This window comes from Paenibacillus sp. CAU 1782 (genome assembly GCF_054551715.1).
The window spans coordinates 146152-162405 of record NZ_JBTOLL010000008.1 but is presented as its reverse complement, the minus strand read 5'-3'; the positions used below and the strand labels follow the sequence as shown (position 1 = coordinate 162405).

Genomic DNA, 16254 nt, shown 5'->3' with positions numbered 1-16254 from the left:
TTTATTCAAAATCTAACGTTAACTCCGACAAATACTTCGCGATGCCCTGTATCTCTTCTTCTGTCAGATCATATTGATCTGTCATCGCGTTTCCGGGTTTGATCGCATTGGGATCTTTAATCCATTTGTAGAGGTTGTTGTAAACCGTATCTTCGTGTTTGTATTTAATATCATCAGCTTCGACGTTAACCAGAATGCCCGCAACGCTTTCTTTGCTGCCGATACCGGTCAGGTTAGGAAAAGCAGGACCGCCCATATCGCCTACGGCATGGCATGCCAGACATTTTTTCTCGAATGCGTCCGCAATCGCCGGATCGCTCGGCATTGCAACTGGAGCTTGCATTGCGGCTGTCCAACGGTCGAAGGAAGCGGCATCAACAGACTTTACCTTAAAGTCCATCAGGCCGTGCGAAGGGCCGCATAACTCGGCGCATTTGCCCAAGTAAACGCCTTCTTTTGGCGCTGAAAAATACATTCTATTTTCGTTTCCTGCAGGATTTGTATCTATTTTGCCCGCAAGAGAAGGAATCCAGAAGGAGTGAATGACATCAGCCGATTTGGCTTCGATGGCTACTACGCGGTTGTTAGGAATGACAAGCTCCTGAGAAGTCTTGATCCCAAGCTCCGGATACTCGAATTCCCACCAATATTGATGAGAGGTAACGATAACTTTCACCGCATCAGGGTCGTTACTGTAATCTTTGGACAGGTTGAATACGGATTGCACAGTCGGCACACCCAAAATAATGAGCAGGATGATCGGAATGACAGTCCAGATGATCTCCAGCTTATGGCTGCCTTCCACTTGCTTAGGTATGCTCTTGTCTCCCGCGCGTCTGCGGAAACGAATAATGACGTAGAAGCAGATTGCAAACACGACAACAACAACGATCGCCATAATGATTATCGCCGTTTTCATCAGTCCAAACTGTTCTTCCGCCACAGGTCCTTGCGGATTCAGCGTCGACAGATCCGCTCTGCCGCAAGCCGTCAGCAGTAACGCCAGCATGGCCATAAGCGGCGCAAGCCGTTTTACAAATTGCCACCGATTCATCATTAATCAACCCCATTTTTGACTTTTTCGCAACGACCGGATTTCCCGTGGCCAGCGGTCTGTTACGTAATCTGTTGATGATTCTTCACAATGCTGTAACATAAATCACTTAATTAAATATAAAGTTGTGTCTCATTTTTGTCAACGCTCCACAGAGAGTTCACAAATTGTTCTCAAAGCTGTCAAAAACGTTGTTGCAGCAGCAATTTGACATTGCATTATTCCTAATTTTCCCCTTCGTATCAAAATTACTCTATTTTTCATTGTAGCCCAAACCAATGGCTAATTATGTATCGGAACCGAAGCGTATATTTCGGGCCGGCTAATCCACACTAATGGCAATACACATTGAAATGGAGGCAATCCGTGATGAGGAAAAAAGCGGCTCTGCTGCTGGTTCTGGCCTTGCTTGCGGTTTTTCCGGCAGGATGCAGCTATAAGCAGGAGTTTCAAAGGAGCGATTCCGATTACGGCAGCAGAAAAAGCGGGGATCCCAAAAACAGCGGAGTCCGGTCATATGGCACAGCGTCAAGCAATCCCAATCAGCATCATAACGTATTTTTTGAATACAGCTCCGCCTTGTCGCGCAAGGTTACATCATTAAACGGCATAGCCGCCGCCAACGTAATGCTGACGGACAAAAACGCATATGTCGCCATCCTGCTGGACTGGACGGCGGTTGGCACGACGGGTTACGGTGGAACCTGGGAGCAGAACAACACCGGCACAAATGAAGGAGTCTACAATATCGATAGCGGCACTCCCTACGGCAACGGCCGGGTTGCCGCCTCTCCTTACAATTCGTATTACACCGTTAATGAACATCATCGATTATCCCATGAGCTCAAGCAAACCATTGCCGACCTGATCCGCGCGGAACTGCCGATGGTACAGGAGGTTCACATCTCGGCCAACATGGAATTTATCAACTATTTCAACGAGTTCGCCAAAGAAGCTTGGGGCGGACGTGCTCTTTCGCCATGGACGGACAGCTTCAACACCGTTGTTCAGTATTATTTCGACGGGGGCAGCGTGATGCCTAAACCGATAACCCAGCCGGGACGCGTGTCGCCCGAGGAATGGCAAATGGTCAAACCGCGTTGAGAAAATCTCTTCCTATTATATATGTCAATACAAACATTCCGAAGAATTAGTTGGAACGATCCTTCTCGTCCAGCTTGCCTTCCAGCATTCGCAGTTCCATCATTAACCGTCCGATGCTTTGCCTGATTTCCTCTTTGCTGGAGGCATTGTAGCCGGACGGTTTCTTCTGCGGCAGCGATCGGCCATCCATCGTATGGAACGTCATTTCATTATTTCCATCGATTTGCGCCAGTAAAACCTCATCCAGCTTTAACGACAACTGCTTGAGCTCGGCATGAACAAAATCTTCATTTTGACCGCTCTGCTGCAGCTCCTCCTTTATCAGCTTGCCGTCGATGATGACGGCATAGGACGGTTTATCTTCTCCGGGATACCACCCTAGCATATCGGGAGTGATGGGCTGAAATTGTTTTTTTAGCATGACATCCAGTTCGCCGTTTGGCTCCATCACCGCAAATTCGACATCCGCTACCCGAAATACATCCTTTTGCCTCAGCTGCTCCAGCAGTTCCTCGACGGTTAATCTTTCTTTGGCAAGTTTGCTTTTCTCCAGCTTTCCGTTTTTGATCAGCACCGTGCTTTTGCCGTCAATATATTCGTTGGCTTTCCTGCTCTTGAGCGTCCAGAACTCAATACCCACCGATACGCTGACCCAAACGCAAAGCGAGATGATGCCCAGATACCATAAATTATCGATGTCCAGAGAAATATAGGCGGCGATATTGCCGATTGAAATGCCCGTTATGTATTCAAACAACGACAACTCCGAAATTTGTCGTTTGCCAAGCAGCTTGGTCAAAAAAAACAAAATGATAATAGCGGCAAAGGTTCGTATAATAACCTCTAACCATTCTTGCATGCATATACTCTCCTTCCCCTTTGAAAGGTTGTTCAAATTGAGCTTTTTGAACCCGTCCTATTAGAGTGTCCAAAAGGAGAAAAGTCATGCATGTTCTGCATTGAATTGATGCTTGCATTTACAGATGAAATGAGTTATGATTATAAGAATGATATATTTAACCCCTATGAAATCCTCAGTAAGATTCAATTTACCCTCTGATTTTGATTTCTAACTGACCCATTGAGCTTTGATTGTTGTTATGGAAATTCTGATTCACACTGGCGCGGTCATTGGAGCCGCAAGGACGGAAGAGAGGTAGGGCTTTCGTTGTTTTAGGATGAGAAGACATTGGTGATTAGGGCGTATCTTAAAACTCGCTCAAGGGCATCTTTCACTGCCTTTTCGCACCCTGCTGCGTTACTTTTCCTTGACTTACCCCGGTAAGCCTGCGAAAAAACGCCTTGCATGGAACGAAAATTCGGCATAATCTGCTCCCAGCGGAATTTCAAGACACACCCGGGCATTTGGATTAAACCCGCTACAGGTTAAATATATATAATTAAGGGCAGCCATCCGGTAACTCAACATATGTTGCTGGAATGGACTGCCCTGTCCAACTTTCAGCCCGCTTTTCAGTTCCATATTCGACGCCGGCCATGCCGCCAGGCATGATCCGCAATGGAAAGCGGACTTTTTGAACAACCGCATAAAAATGAAGTTCAAAAAGTCCGCTTTTCAGTGTCAAGAAGATGGGATGAAGCTAGAAACTGAGTAGCGGAGCTTAGTGGGAGCTAAGTGAGCAACGGAAGTTTCGGCTGAGTCCCATATTCGACGCCGGCCATGCCGCCAGGCATGATCCGCAATGGAAAGCGGACTTTTTGAACAACCGCATAAAAATGAAGTTCAAAAAGTCCGCTTTTCAGTGCCAAGAAGATGGGATGAAGCTAGAAACTGAGTAGCGGAGCTTAGTGGGAGCTAAGTGAGCAACGGAAGTTTCGGCTGAGTCCCATATTCGACGCCGGCCATGCCGCCAGGCATGTTACGCAATGGAAAGCGGACTTTTTGAACATCCTCTTTAAAGGATGTCGTAGCCTTGGTCCTCGATGGCCGCCTTAATTTGCTCCAACGACACCTTTGCTGCATCGTAGGACACCTCAACTTGTCCGCTAGCAAGATCGACCGATCCGCTTGCGCCAACTTCCTCAACTGCTTTTTGCACAGAGCTTACGCAATGACCGCAGCTCATACCCGATACTTTCAATACAGCGTTTTCCATGTTGGATCCCTCTTTCCCTTTATTTCATTAATTTATTGACGGTCACGAGCAATTCCTGAATAACCTCTTCTTCGCCCGCCTGAATGCGTTCAACGACACAGCTTTTCAAATGCCCTTCCAGCAGCAGCTTGGCTACACTGCCCAAAGCGGATTGTGCGGCTGCAATTTGCGTCAATACATCATCGCAATACGTATCTTTTTCGATCATCGCTTTGACACCGCGAATTTGACCTTCAATCCGGTTTAGCCGGGAAGCCAGATTTTGCTTCAGCTTCTCGGAATGATGGCTCTTGCGGGGTTCGTCGCCATTATGACTATGACAGTGTTGCTCCTCCGAGCCTTCATGTGCAGAATTCATTGCGTTACCTCCACTGTAGTTCATTTGATATCACCATTCTATCATACCCCCACAGGGTATGTAAAGGAAACCTTTTCTCCTCTTATTTCAACAGCTTCTTTAGGTTTTGTAAATGCAAATCAGCGGGGTATTGGCTATATTTAATGGAGATGATACATACTTATTTCGGAAAGGGATGGACCTTATGACAACAATTAATTTTGCGCATCGGGGAGCCAGCGGATATTGCCCGGAAAATACGATGAGCGCTTTTGCAAAAGCCGCGGAGCTTGGAGCTACTGGAATTGAGACGGACGTCCAGCGTACAAAAGACGGCGTGCTGGTTCTGATTCATGATGAATCTCTGCAGCGTACAACTGGCCTTGCGCAGCTGGTCAAGGATACCGACTATGAGCAGTTGTCGACTCTGGATGCGGGCAGCTGGTTTCATCCTGATTTTGGACACGAGACCATTCCAACACTGGAACAGCTATTGTCCTTTGGCAAAGAGCATGGGCTGATTTTGAATCTGGAGTTAAAAAACGGAATTGTTCTGTATGAGGGGATGGAAGCGGAGGTCATAACGCTTGTTGCTGAATACGGCATGAACGACAAGGTTGTCATTTCGAGCTTTAATCATTATTCGCTTGCCCTGTGCAAAACACTGGCCCCGGAGATCTCCACAGGCGTTTTATATATGGAAGGTCTTTATCGTCCGTGGGACTACGCGCGGACGCTCGGCGCCGATGCTTTGCATCCTATTTTTTATGCCGTGCTGCCGGAATGGGTGGCAGAGGCTAGGGAAGCTGGCGTTGCTTATCATCCTTTTACCGTCAATGAACCCGGTGATCTGGAGCGGATGCTGAATGCCGGAGTGGCGGGAATCATAACGGATTATCCGGACCGGCTTCACGCATTGATGAATAAGGGGACGGTGCTATAACTATGAGGGAGTTTTCGGCGAAAAAAATATGGCTGCTGGGATTGGGCTTTTTCAGCATTAGCATCACATGGGCGCTTTACAATGCGTTTGTCCCTTTTTTCCTGGAAAAGTATTTGTCCAGCGTGTCCGCCATCGGCTTTATGATGACGATCGACAATTATTTTGCCATCTTTCTTCAGCCGATTATTGGCCGCTTAAGCGACCGCACGACTTCAAAGCGGGGCAAGCGAATGCCATTTTTAATCATCGGCATGCCGCTGGCGGCTCTATTCGGGGCTTTGATACCGTTTCATACCAGCTTTATTGTTTTGATCGTCTTTATGGTATTGATGAATTTGGCGATGAGTCTGTACCGTTCGCCCACCGTTGCGCTTATGCCGGATCTTACTCCTGGCAGCAAGCGGACTCAAGCTAACGGCATCATCAATCTGATGGGCGGAATTGGCTCCATTCTTGCTTTTGCCGGCGGCTCTTATCTTTTCGAAAAGCATACGTCACTGCCGTTCCTATCATCATCGCTTATTACAATCGCCTGTCTTGGCGCGTTGCTGTATTTCATTAAAGAATCCAGAGATTCCAGCACCTTTGTGCCGGCTGAACGCGCTCCTAAGCTTGCTTCGCTGCGCGGCGAATGGAATTTATCCACACTGCTGCTGCTGGGCGCAATCTTTTTCTGGTTTTTCTCGTACCAGGGCGTTGAAGCATTATTTACCCTCTATGGCAAAAACCATATCGGCTTGTCCGAGGGCGAAGCTTCGTTTTCTCTTGCTTTCTTTTCGCTGGCTTTTGTCATTGCCGCGCTGCCAAGCGGGATGTTGGGCAGCCGTCTGGGCAACCGTAAAGTCATCATGGCGGGCGTTATCGGACTAATTGCCGTTTTTAGCCTCATCTCGTTTGTCGAGGATGTATGGACTCTTCGGTTATTTCTGCTTGCTGGCGGTATTTGCTGGGCGTTGATCAATATTAATTCCTATCCCTTTATCGTAGCCCTTGGCAAGGAGAGCAGCATCGGAACCCGAACCGGCATTTATTATTTTGCCTCTTCCTTGGCTGCTATTTCCTCCCCGCCTCTGCTTGGGAAGCTAATCGATATGTGGGGCTACGGTATTCTTTTTTATGCCGCTGCCGGAGGTATGTTGATTGCGCTGCTCTTCCTGCTTCTCATTCGGGATCAAGGCCGCAATTAATCAACCAGCCGTACAACACTGCTCCCTGCGGAGTTTTAAGACAAACCTAGTGAATACTGCTTTTGCTGAAGTTTCCGCCCAGGACGTCGGAGACGTGTTCTATTGCGATAAACGCTTTTTCGTCAATTTCCTGTACGATCGCTTTTAGTTTGGCAAGCTCCAGGCGGGATACGACGCAGTAGATTACCTTCGTGTCTTCGCCTGAGTAGCCGCCTTGGGCTTGCAGCAGCGTTGTGCTGCGACCCAGCCTGTCCACGATGGATTGGGAGATTTCGGAATATTCCTTGGAGATGATGGTAACCGACTTGGATTCATCCAAACCTTCTACCACAATATCAATGACTTTAATGGCGATGTAATAAGTAAGCATGGAGTACATAGCAGAGGACCATTCAAACACAAAACCGGCAATAATGAAAATAATGACGTTAAAAATCATAATGACCTGACCTACGGCCATTCTCAATTTTTTGGAGATCATAATGGATACAATCTCGATGCCGTCCAGCGCCCCGCCAAAGCGGATAACAAGGCCCACGCCCGCGCCAAGAATCATACCCCCAAACAAAACACCCAGCAGCTTGTCGTCGGGAAACGCTCCGCTATGATGCAGGAGAGCCGTTGTCAGCGACATAATAATAATTCCGTACAGAGCCGAAACGGCAAACGTTTTTCCCAATTGCTTATAGCCCCAAATCAAAAAGGGCACGTTTACGATAAATAAGTACAAGCTTAGCGGCAATGGCGTCAAAGCCGAAAGCATAATGGATATACCGGCGATACCTCCGTCGATAATATCAAATGGTACAAGAAACTTTTCCAGGGCAACACCCATCAATATGGAACCGATCGTAATAAAAAAAACGCGTTTAGCAACTTCGAGAAGTGAAAGCTTCCTATGCTCTCTTCCATGTGGCATCCCGGCGCACCTCCGTTTATCAAATAAGTCTGCATTTCATTATAAAACTTTCCGTACCATTTTCCCATTCAAAATTTGCACATCAGAGCAAAATAAATCCAATCCTGCGAAGTATTCACTTTAGAACTTATAATAATACGTAATCATTGGAATAAACTTCAAAAGCCTTCCAGTGAATAGACCACTGAAAGGCTTATATAGAGTGTATTATCGCAATCAGGAAGAAATCGGCGTTTTCAGAAGCTCCGCAATGTAGCTTTCGATTTTGGCTGGTTCGTCGGCAGAGCCAAAACGTTTGACTACATTTCCTTCGCGGTCGACCAAAAATTTCGTAAAGTTCCATTTGATCGCTTTAGTGCCCAGCACGCCGCGTGCTTCCTCCGTCAAATGCTTGAAGAGAGGATGCGCGTCTTTGCCGTTAACATCCGTTTTGGAGAATAGCGGAAAGTTTACGCCAAAATTCAGCTCGCACACTTGAGCCACCTCGCTGTCCGTTTCCTTCTCCTGATTGGCGAATTGACCGCTCGGAAAACCCAATACGGCAAAACCTTGCTCGCTGTATTCGTCATGAAGCTTCTGCAGTCCTTTAAACTGCGGCGCAAATCCGCAACCCGTTGCAGTGTTGACGATCAGCATAACCTTTCCCTTGTAGGGCGCTAGCGTACCGGTCTGGCCAGAAATGCTTTTAACTTCAATATCGTAAATGGACATGTTGTTGCCTCCTCATATATATTTTGCATAATTTAATTTTATACAATTTATATGTGAGTGTCAACTGCTCTCTATAGAGTTACTCCGTCTTTAAAAATAGCGATTTCTTTAAATCCGTTGCGCTCGCTGCAGGTTTGCCCTTTTCCGGAGGCCAGCGCAATCAGGTAGCTCCACAGCTCGTCGCCAAGCTCCTCCATGGAATGGCTTTCCAGCAGTCTGCCCGCGTCAAAATCAATCCAGTTTTTCTTGCGCGCGGCCAGCCCGCTGTTGGTGGAAATTTTGACGGTTGGCACAGGTCCGCCAAACGGCGTTCCCCTGCCTGTTGTGAACAATACAATGTGTGCGCCGGCCGCTGACAAGGCCGTTACCGACACCTGGTCGTTGCCCGGGGCTTCCAGCAGCGTCAATCCCGGCTTCCGCGCTTGTTTACCGTAAGGAATCACGTCGGCAACGGGCGCATGTCCGCCTTTTTGCGTGCAGCCCAGCGACTTTTCCTCCAGCGTAGTAATGCCGCCCGCTTTGTTGCCGGGAGACGGATTTTCGTAAATTTCCTGGTTATGGCGAATGAAATATTGCTTGAAATCATTGACCAAATGAACGATATGATCAAAAACGTCCTCGTTCTCCGCCCGATCCATTAATATTTTTTCGGCGCCAAACATTTCCGGCACTTCCGTAAGAATAGCGCTGCCGCCAGCCGCAATTAAACGATCCGACATTCTGCCCACCAAGGGATTGGCGGTAATGCCGGAAAAGCCGTCCGAGCCTCCGCATTTCAGGCCGATCTTCAGGCGGGAAACCGGAACCGGCTCTCTTTTGAAGGTTTCCGCGTATTCGACAAGTTCTTCTATCAACTCCAGCGCTTCTTCGATTTCGTCCTCCGCTTGCTGCGCCTTCAGAAATTTGACTCGTCGGGAATCATGCGGGCCGATAGCTTCCTTAAAAGCCTCCACTTGATTGTTTTCGCAGCCCAATCCTACAACCAACACGCCTCCGGCATTGGGATGGCGGGCCAGCGAAGCGAGCAGCTTTTGAGTATACGCCAAATCATCGCCAAGCTGCGAGCAGCCGTAGGGATGAGCGTAATGATAGATGCCGTCAACGCGATCCCCAAAAGCGGAGGAGGCGCGCCACGCTACAATATCGCACGTTTTGTTGATGCAGCCCACCGTATTGATAATCCATATTTCGTTGCGGATGCCGACTTCTCCGTTTTCGCGTACATATCCATCGAAGCAGAGCGTTTTATCCTCCACGTTTCCTTTTTCAGCCGCGGCAGATCCTTCCTTAACCTTGTCCGCTCCAGCCGTTTCACCAGCTTCTCCAAAACCCAGGCCAGCGGCTGCGGGTTCATAGACGTAATCCAGAATCCCTTTAAGTCCCGTAGCCAAATTATGAGTATGAATCCACTCGCCGGGTCCAATATCGGCCATGGCAACGCCTATGGAATATCCAAATTTAAGAACATGCTCTCCCTTGGCAATCGCACGAGCCGCTACTTTATGTCCTTGGGGAACATCCTCCGTCAACTCTATCCCCCCGGCAGCTCCTTCCTCATCCAGCCGTTGACCCTTGGCCAAATCCTTGAGAGCGATAATGACCATATCATCACTGTGAAGCTTAATTCCGTTGTTCATGATCTCCGTCCTCCCATTGTTCCATCAGATTTGCTGCCGCTTCTGCCAAGCCAGGTGCTACTGCGTTGAGATCCAAGCCCCATAGCTGCTCTAAAGCCAATAGCCGTTGAACCGTTTCTTGCAGGGAATGATTCTGTTCCTTTGCGGTTGCCCATATATCGGCAATGATCTCCAGCAAAGCAGCGTCGTCCTTTACAATGTAGCGTTCGCCGGCGAGATCATATCCTTCGTATCCATCCTCGCCATTTGCGATTTTATAATACCGCAGCAAACCGGCAAGTCCATGCAGCAGGCCGACCGGCACGGCGCTTTCCCAATAATGGCTGATGGAAGGAAGCAGGCGGGTTTTGAATTTGCTCAAGCTGTTCATGGCAATATCGGAAAGCCTGTGGCGGATAAAAGGATTCAGAAAACGCCCCGTCACTTCAGCCGCATAACTTTCCAATTCCTGCCGGTCGTACGGCAGCGACGGGATAATCTCCTCCTCCACCGTCCTTTTCACCAGCGCGCCCCACCGGGAATGCTCCATGGTTTCTCTAACTTCCTTGAGGCCATGCACCAGGCCCACCAGCGCCATCAACGTATGGGCTCCATTTAGAATACGGACCTTGCGCTGCTGATAAGGATTTAATTCCTCCACCCATCGCACGTTCATTCCGCTTCGGGCAAGCGGCAGCACATCCTCCAGCTCCGGCTCGCCTTCAATAACCCACAGATGGTAAGGCTCCGCCGTTGTCAGCATGGGATCGCGGTAACCCCATTCCTGAAACCAGGCCTCCGCCTGGGCTTCATCGGGATACCCCGTCACAATCCGGTCCACCAATGAATTCAAAAAGCGATTATGCTCCAGCACCCACTTGATGAATGCCTCCGGCAAATCCCAGTCCTTGCAATATTGCAGCACGCATTCCTTCAGCGCGTCCCCGTTGCGTTCCAGCAGCTCGCAAGGGAAAAAATACAACCCCTTCGCTCCATCCCCGTCAAACACCAAATATCTATGATAAAGAAGCTGCGCCAATTTTCCCGGGTACGATACCGCCGGCTGGCCCTCCACCAGCACCTCCGGCCGGTAGGCTATGCCCGCTTCAGTCGTATTGGACACCACAATCTGCAGCTCCGGTCCCTTCGCGATTTCAAGAAACGTTTCCCAATTGCTGTAGGGATCAAAAACACGGCCAAAAACCTCTACTATTTCCTTCCGTTCAACCGGTTTTCCATCCTGAAGTCCCCGAACCACAACCGTATACAGGCCATCCTGCTCCGCCAACGCCTCGATTTTCGGTCTCCCTCCGGGCCTTGGCTGGACAACCGCGACACTTCCGTTATAGACGCCTTTTTTGCGGCTTTCGTACAGCATCAAATCAACAAATCCCCGCAAAAAATTGCCTTCTCCAATCTGCAGCACCGTAACGGGATCGCTCCGCAGCGCCTCCAGTCTTTCCTTGCCTGACTCCCCCAATAGTTCTGCATTAAGCCGATCGATTGTCATAACGGCAACACTCCTTTTACGAATGATTACACCCTTTATTCAAAAAAGAATCTATTCTTATGGCTCCCGCTTGTTTCGTCTTCATTATAGCGAATGAATATTAGTGCTTTAATCACGGATTCATACCTCTTTATAACCTATTTTGATGTTTTTATAAATGCAGTTCCGTTTTCGCTCGAGAAAGTTGGAAGCCTTTACATTTTATCTTGTATACTTGTATGGTAGTGTGGTAGGATGTTTGAAGAGAGGTGATTGATGATGAACATGCTGAGGCGCCAGCGAGGCGGTTCTACCCGCGACGAGGTTTACAGAGCGCTGCGCGACGACATTCTTAGCCTGAAGCTGCCCCCCGGAACTCCCCTATCCGAAAATGAAGCTTCGCAGCGTTTTGAAGTTAGCCGGACGCCGGTAAGGGAAAGCTTGATGAAGCTGGCCCAGGAGGGATTGGTGCAGGTGCTGCCCCAAAGGGGCACGTTCGTTTCGCTCATCGATACCTCGCTTGTGGAGGAAGCCCGGTTTATGCGGGAGCATCTGGAATGCGCCGTTGTGGAGCTTGCCTGCTCCGCTTTTGACGATACGATCTTCCGGGAATTGTTGTCCAATCTGGACCGGCAGCGCGACTCCATACAAGCTTTGGATCTGGATGGCATGTTTCAACTGGATCAGGAGTTTCACGAGCTGTTGTTCAGGGGAGTGGGCAAGTCCCATACCTGGGGAGCGTTAGGGCAGCTGACCGTTCATTTGAACCGCAGCCGCAGACTTCGGCTTGCCGACGATCACAACTGGGGCCACCTGTACGAGCAGCACCGGCAGATGGCGGAGGCGATCCGCAGCAAGGACAGCAGCAACGCCAGAGAGTTAATGAAGAATCACTTGAATTTGAATGTAGCCGATCAAGCATTATTGAAGGAAAAATATCCCCACTACTTTATTTAGGAGGCTATGATCATTATGCGCATGACGTTCAGATGGTTTGGCGAAGGCAATGATACCGTCCCGCTGCGGTACATTCCGCAAATTCCCGGGACAGAGGGCATCGTTTGGTCACTGCATGACGTGCCTGCCGGCGAGGAATGGCCGATGGACAAAATTTTGGAGGTAAAGGCCCAGGCCGAGGAAGCCGGCCTTCATATCGAGGTTGTTGAAAGCGTTAACGTACATGAAGATATCAAGCTTGGTCTTCCGTCCCGCGACCGCTATATTCATAACTACAAGGAAACGATAAAAAAACTGGGTCAGGTCGGCGTCAAAGTGATTTGCTACAACTTTATGCCGATTTTTGATTGGCTGCGCACCGATCTCCATAAGGAGACGGAGGACGGCTCTACTGCTCTCTTTTATGAAAAGGGCCGGATTGACGGTGAAGATCCATTTGAGCTGGTCCGAGTGATTAATGAAAACTCCGCTTTGACGATGCCGGGTTGGGAGCCGGAGCGTCTGCAGCATCTGACTACCCTGTTTGAAGCTTACCGTGGCGTAACGGAGGAGAACCTTTGGGAAAACTTATCCTACTTCCTGCATGAGATTATACCGGTGGCTGCCGAAAACGGAATCAAAATGGCGATCCATCCCGACGATCCGCCATGGAGCATTTTTGGATTGCCGCGTATTATGACGTCGCATGCCAATTTCACCCGATTCCTATCACTCTACGATCATCCGGCAAACGGCATTACCCTATGCAGCGGCTCCTTAGGCGCCAATCCTGAAAATGACATTATAGCCATGATCCACGATTTTAAGGATCGTATTCCGTTTGCCCATATCCGCAATGTGCGCGTCTTTGATAATGGCGACTTTATCGAGACATCCCACCGGAGTCAGGACGGCACCGTCGATATCGCAGGCATTGTGAAGGCCTATCATGATATCGGCTACACCGGATACGCACGTCCCGATCATGGCCGCCATATCTGGGATGAAAAGTGCCGTCCCGGCTACGGCTTGTACGACCGCGCCTTGGGCATCATGCATCTTTGGGGCTTATGGGACGCATACCGTTATGAAGCCGGCCAAGGAGGTAAGGCAAAATGAGCGGAGGAACAAACGAAGATCTGAACGTTGGCCTTCCCCTTCATCCCGCTTTGCACGGCAAGGTAGCCGTTGTAACCGGCGGCGCCGGCGTTTTGTGCCGGACGATGGCGTTAGAGCTTGCCAGGCAAGGAGCAAAAGTTGCCATTGTAGGCCGCACCGCTTCCAAAAATGAGGCGGTTGCCGAGGAAATCAGGGCGCAAGGCGGCATTGCTTTTGCTGCGGCTTGCGATGTGACCAGCGCAGAAAGCACGCGCGAGGCTAGCCGTTCCATTCTTGAGGCGCTGGGCCCCTGCGACATTTTAATTAACGGGGCGGGCGGCAACCATGCCAGCGCCAACACAACCAAAGAAACCTTTAGCAGGGAAGATCTGAACAAAGAAGGATTAACCACCTTTTTTAGTCTGAGTCTGGACGGCTTCAGGCAGGTGCTGGATCTTAACCTGATGGGTTCCTTGATTCCGTCCCAAGTATTTGCGGAGCAAATGCTGGACCGGCCCGCTCCCGTCATCATCAATATTTCATCCATGAGCGCCCCTTCGCCTATGACGAAGGTGCCTGCCTACAGCGCAGCCAAATCGGCCATCGACAACTTTACCAAATGGCTTGCCGTTCATATGGCCGAGGCGGGCATTCGCGTCAACGGAATTGCGCCGGGCTTTTTCCTGACGGAGCAAAACCGCGCTTTGCTTCTGAATGGAGACGGCTCGTTAACGGAGCGTTCGAGCAAAATCATCTCGCAAACGCCAATGCGCCGTTTTGGACAACCTCAGGATTTATTAGGCGTTTTGCTCTGGCTCGTCGACGATGCAACTTCCGGCTTCGTAACCGGTGCAACCATACCCGTCGACGGAGGATTTATGGCCTATTCCGGCGTGTAATGATACAGACAAAAAAATGCCCCGCATCCGCTTGAGAGCAGATGTGGGGCATTTTGGCCTATTGCTGCTGGTTTAAGTCCAGGAAATAACTCCTTATGCTCCAGCGCAAGACATTATAATAGACGACTTTGGAGTCTCTTATCGCTTATGTTTCAGGCTTAAACAACCTGCATCGAGATTTCCTCATATTGGCTGTCAAAGGAGATGCGCAGCTCTTTATCTCCCACGTACCAAAGATTGTCTTCCTCCATAAAGAAGGTAATGCCTTCTACTTCTTGTCTCAGTCCGGCATTTCTAGGCGTTTCCTTCGTTATGCCAAGCGACAAGCCCGGATGTACGCTGCCGCAGCCGCCAAGTCTTACAAAGACTCTCAAGGCATCGCCGTCAGCAAGCTCCATCTGCTCCTTGTACCACAATGCCGCCGCCTGCTCCACGTTCATTTTCATCGCACTCAACCCCCGGCAAATTTGTGATCCTTCCCTTCAACCTTATCCGCTTTGCTGAAGAAAAGCAACCATTCATTCGCCTGGATGACATCTAGTTTTCCGACAATATCCGTTTTTGACCTTCAAGCGCTTTAATCGGCGCGATATTTTGCGTAAACTCCAGCGTGCCCAAGTAGGCTCCATCTTCACCTCTGACCGCATAATAACGAATCAGCACGAATTTATCTTTAAACGGAATCCAGAAATCCTCCGAGTCCTTTTTGCCCGCTTTAAAGTCGGCCAGCAGCTCATTAACAACATGAACGCTTTGCGGCGGATGGCAATTCTGTACGGTACGTCCGATGACCGCTTTAGTCCGGGCAAAAATGCGTTCCTTGCCATGGGAGAAATAACGAACAACATCATTTTCATCGATGAACGTCAAATCCACCGGCATGTGATTCATGATCCCTTCAAGCTGCGCAACCGACAAAATGCCTGTGCTGAAACGAACATATCCGTTTTGTACGCCTTGTTCCGTTTCTTCGATTTCCTCAGCGCCTTCAGGCTCTGGCGCTCTTGCCGGCACCCAGGTTTCGCTGCCATCGATCAGGCAAAATCCGATTTGGTCGCTTTCCGCCGCTATTTTGACCCATTCGTCTTCGGTCAGCTTGCCCAGCGCCATCGGCAGGAGAATATTCTCCTCCTTGTAGATCATTTCATTGACCTCGCGGATGACGTGCTCCAAGCCGGCTGCGATTTCATCTTTATTGCCGGGATTGGCGACAAGCTCCGCTTTCACTTCTTTTACCATGGCGCGAATCGTATCATCCACGCCCCACATAACTTTGGTCGGGCCATAGATGCCGTATTTCTCCAGGTAAGGGAACAACAGATTTTCTTTGCGGCTATAATGCTTGTCAATATCCAGAAGCAAGCTCAGATCTTCCAGCAATTTGAAAATCAGCCCTTCGTCCTGTTTGCCTTCCTTAAACTTATCGGTATGAAGGCGCAGCTTGAAGTTTACCAGCTTCTCCAGCTCGCGGTTCTCCAGCTTAAACGTGTGAACAGGATGTCCCGGCTGCTCCTCCGGTTTTGCAGAACGGTGAATTTCCTCGATCGAGCCTTTAAAAATAGCGGTATGAACAGAGCACAAACGCTGCACTTCCGATACGGGAATGCCTTCCTCTTCCATTAACGCATGCTCGATTGCCGATATTTCGTCGATCGACACATTGCCGACCGCTTCATGAAAACGCGCTTTCACTTCATCCACGCTTTTCCCTTGATGAAGCTCCTTTATAATATCCTTCAGCATTTCTTGCCGGCGGCTTCTTTCTGCTTGTCCCTGTTCACGATTATTGATGATTTCACTCATGTCCGGTCCCCCTCTGATGTACTGCCGTACGTCATGCCAGA

General features: G+C 49.4%; 16 protein-coding genes. 6 read left to right on the top strand and 10 right to left on the bottom strand.

Annotated elements, in window-relative coordinates:
• Nucleotide 1 precedes the first annotated feature (1 nt).
• Nucleotides 2-1057 carry a cytochrome c oxidase subunit II gene (gene coxB, locus ACX93W_RS17620; RefSeq protein WP_459393683.1) on the bottom strand — a complete coding sequence of 352 codons (1056 nt, stop codon included), beginning with the start codon at nt 1055-1057 and terminating at the stop codon, nt 2-4.
• Nucleotides 1058-1423: 366 nt separating this feature from the next.
• Here coxB and ACX93W_RS17615 point away from each other — a divergent pair, with 366 nt between their 5' ends.
• Nucleotides 1424-2158 (top strand): hypothetical protein, encoded by a 735-nt coding sequence (locus tag ACX93W_RS17615; protein ID WP_459393682.1) that lies wholly within the window; start codon nt 1424-1426, stop codon nt 2156-2158.
• 46 nt (nt 2159-2204) lie between these two features.
• On the opposite strand, the gene ACX93W_RS17610 is transcribed toward ACX93W_RS17615, so the two are convergent.
• The 3 genes from ACX93W_RS17610 to ACX93W_RS17600 all read right to left on the bottom strand — a co-directional run bounded on the left by ACX93W_RS17610 (nt 2205) and on the right by ACX93W_RS17600 (nt 4633).
• On the bottom strand, nt 2205-3017 hold the full coding sequence (locus ACX93W_RS17610) for a DUF421 domain-containing protein (protein ID WP_459393681.1): 813 nt from the start codon (nt 3015-3017) through the stop codon (nt 2205-2207).
• 1057 nt (nt 3018-4074) lie between these two features.
• The gene (locus ACX93W_RS17605) at nt 4075-4275 is read right to left on the bottom strand and encodes a cation transporter (protein ID WP_459393680.1); all 201 of its coding nucleotides are present in this window, start codon (nt 4273-4275) and stop codon (nt 4075-4077) included.
• Between the two features lie 19 nt (nt 4276-4294).
• Entirely contained in the window at nt 4295-4633 is a 339-nt protein-coding gene (locus ACX93W_RS17600; protein WP_459393679.1) for a metal-sensitive transcriptional regulator, read from the bottom strand.
• A gap of 184 nt (nt 4634-4817) precedes the next feature.
• On the opposite strand from ACX93W_RS17600, the gene ACX93W_RS17595 reads away from it, so the two are divergent.
• Both ACX93W_RS17595 and ACX93W_RS17590 read left to right on the top strand, forming a co-directional pair.
• Entirely contained in the window at nt 4818-5555 is a 738-nt protein-coding gene (locus ACX93W_RS17595) for a glycerophosphodiester phosphodiesterase (RefSeq protein WP_459393678.1), read from the top strand.
• Nucleotides 5556-5557: 2 nt separating this feature from the next.
• Complete coding sequence (locus ACX93W_RS17590) at nt 5558-6742, top strand: SLC45 family MFS transporter (protein WP_459393677.1); 1185 nt, start codon at nt 5558-5560, stop codon at nt 6740-6742.
• Nucleotides 6743-6788: 46 nt separating this feature from the next.
• On the opposite strand, the gene ACX93W_RS17585 is transcribed toward ACX93W_RS17590, so the two are convergent.
• The 4 genes from ACX93W_RS17585 to ACX93W_RS17570 all read right to left on the bottom strand — a co-directional run bounded on the left by ACX93W_RS17585 (nt 6789) and on the right by ACX93W_RS17570 (nt 11498).
• Nucleotides 6789-7661, bottom strand: a complete 873-nt coding sequence (locus ACX93W_RS17585; RefSeq protein WP_459393676.1) for a YitT family protein — start codon at nt 7659-7661, stop codon at nt 6789-6791.
• A gap of 216 nt (nt 7662-7877) precedes the next feature.
• Entirely contained in the window at nt 7878-8372 is a 495-nt protein-coding gene (locus tag ACX93W_RS17580; protein ID WP_459393675.1) for a glutathione peroxidase, read from the bottom strand.
• A 71-nt stretch (nt 8373-8443) separates the two neighbouring features.
• Entirely contained in the window at nt 8444-10009 is a 1566-nt protein-coding gene (locus ACX93W_RS17575; RefSeq protein ID WP_459393674.1) for a UxaA family hydrolase, read from the bottom strand.
• Complete coding sequence (locus ACX93W_RS17570; protein WP_459393673.1) at nt 9993-11498, bottom strand: tagaturonate reductase; 1506 nt, start codon at nt 11496-11498, stop codon at nt 9993-9995. The genes ACX93W_RS17575 and ACX93W_RS17570 overlap by 17 nt, the downstream gene beginning before the upstream one ends.
• Before the next feature lie 258 nt (nt 11499-11756).
• On the opposite strand from ACX93W_RS17570, the gene ACX93W_RS17565 reads away from it, so the two are divergent.
• Genes ACX93W_RS17565 through ACX93W_RS17555 form a run of 3 tightly spaced genes read left to right on the top strand, consistent with a single transcriptional unit; the run spans nt 11757 to nt 14410 of the window.
• Complete coding sequence (locus ACX93W_RS17565; protein ID WP_459393720.1) at nt 11757-12434, top strand: GntR family transcriptional regulator; 678 nt, start codon at nt 11757-11759, stop codon at nt 12432-12434.
• 15 nt (nt 12435-12449) lie between these two features.
• Nucleotides 12450-13532: a mannonate dehydratase gene (gene uxuA, locus ACX93W_RS17560; protein ID WP_459393672.1), complete on the top strand. Its 1083-nt coding sequence runs from the start codon at nt 12450-12452 to the stop codon at nt 13530-13532.
• Nucleotides 13529-14410 carry an SDR family oxidoreductase gene (locus ACX93W_RS17555; RefSeq protein WP_459393671.1) on the top strand — a complete coding sequence of 294 codons (882 nt, stop codon included), beginning with the start codon at nt 13529-13531 and terminating at the stop codon, nt 14408-14410. Before uxuA ends, ACX93W_RS17555 begins: the two co-directional genes overlap by 4 nt.
• Before the next feature lie 158 nt (nt 14411-14568).
• Here ACX93W_RS17555 and ACX93W_RS17550 read toward each other — a convergent pair whose 3' ends face one another.
• The gene (locus tag ACX93W_RS17550; RefSeq protein WP_459393670.1) at nt 14569-14856 is read right to left on the bottom strand and encodes a HesB/YadR/YfhF family protein; all 288 of its coding nucleotides are present in this window, start codon (nt 14854-14856) and stop codon (nt 14569-14571) included.
• Nucleotides 14857-14947: 91 nt separating this feature from the next.
• Entirely contained in the window at nt 14948-16213 is a 1266-nt protein-coding gene (locus ACX93W_RS17545) for a DUF438 domain-containing protein (protein ID WP_459393669.1), read from the bottom strand.
• Nucleotides 16214-16254: the final 41 nt, after the last annotated feature.

Bases quoted from the DNA above. Each gene is read 5' to 3' on its own strand.
- coxB (WP_459393683.1), bottom strand. From the start codon at position 1,057: ATGATGAATCGGTGGCAATTTGTAAAACGGCTTGCGCCGCTTATGGCC.
- ACX93W_RS17615 (WP_459393682.1), top strand. From the start codon at position 1,424: ATGAGGAAAAAAGCGGCTCTGCTGCTGGTTCTGGCCTTGCTTGCGGTT.
- ACX93W_RS17610 (WP_459393681.1), bottom strand. From the start codon at position 3,017: ATGCAAGAATGGTTAGAGGTTATTATACGAACCTTTGCCGCTATTATC.
- ACX93W_RS17605 (WP_459393680.1), bottom strand. From the start codon at position 4,275: ATGGAAAACGCTGTATTGAAAGTATCGGGTATGAGCTGCGGTCATTGC.
- ACX93W_RS17600 (WP_459393679.1), bottom strand. From the start codon at position 4,633: ATGAATTCTGCACATGAAGGCTCGGAGGAGCAACACTGTCATAGTCAT.
- ACX93W_RS17595 (WP_459393678.1), top strand. From the start codon at position 4,818: ATGACAACAATTAATTTTGCGCATCGGGGAGCCAGCGGATATTGCCCG.
- ACX93W_RS17590 (WP_459393677.1), top strand. From the start codon at position 5,558: ATGAGGGAGTTTTCGGCGAAAAAAATATGGCTGCTGGGATTGGGCTTT.
- ACX93W_RS17585 (WP_459393676.1), bottom strand. From the start codon at position 7,661: ATGCCACATGGAAGAGAGCATAGGAAGCTTTCACTTCTCGAAGTTGCT.
- ACX93W_RS17580 (WP_459393675.1), bottom strand. From the start codon at position 8,372: ATGTCCATTTACGATATTGAAGTTAAAAGCATTTCTGGCCAGACCGGT.
- ACX93W_RS17575 (WP_459393674.1), bottom strand. From the start codon at position 10,009: ATGAACAACGGAATTAAGCTTCACAGTGATGATATGGTCATTATCGCT.
- ACX93W_RS17570 (WP_459393673.1), bottom strand. From the start codon at position 11,498: ATGACAATCGATCGGCTTAATGCAGAACTATTGGGGGAGTCAGGCAAG.
- ACX93W_RS17565 (WP_459393720.1), top strand. From the start codon at position 11,757: ATGAACATGCTGAGGCGCCAGCGAGGCGGTTCTACCCGCGACGAGGTT.
- uxuA (WP_459393672.1), top strand. From the start codon at position 12,450: ATGCGCATGACGTTCAGATGGTTTGGCGAAGGCAATGATACCGTCCCG.
- ACX93W_RS17555 (WP_459393671.1), top strand. From the start codon at position 13,529: ATGAGCGGAGGAACAAACGAAGATCTGAACGTTGGCCTTCCCCTTCAT.
- ACX93W_RS17550 (WP_459393670.1), bottom strand. From the start codon at position 14,856: ATGAAAATGAACGTGGAGCAGGCGGCGGCATTGTGGTACAAGGAGCAG.
- ACX93W_RS17545 (WP_459393669.1), bottom strand. From the start codon at position 16,213: ATGAGTGAAATCATCAATAATCGTGAACAGGGACAAGCAGAAAGAAGC.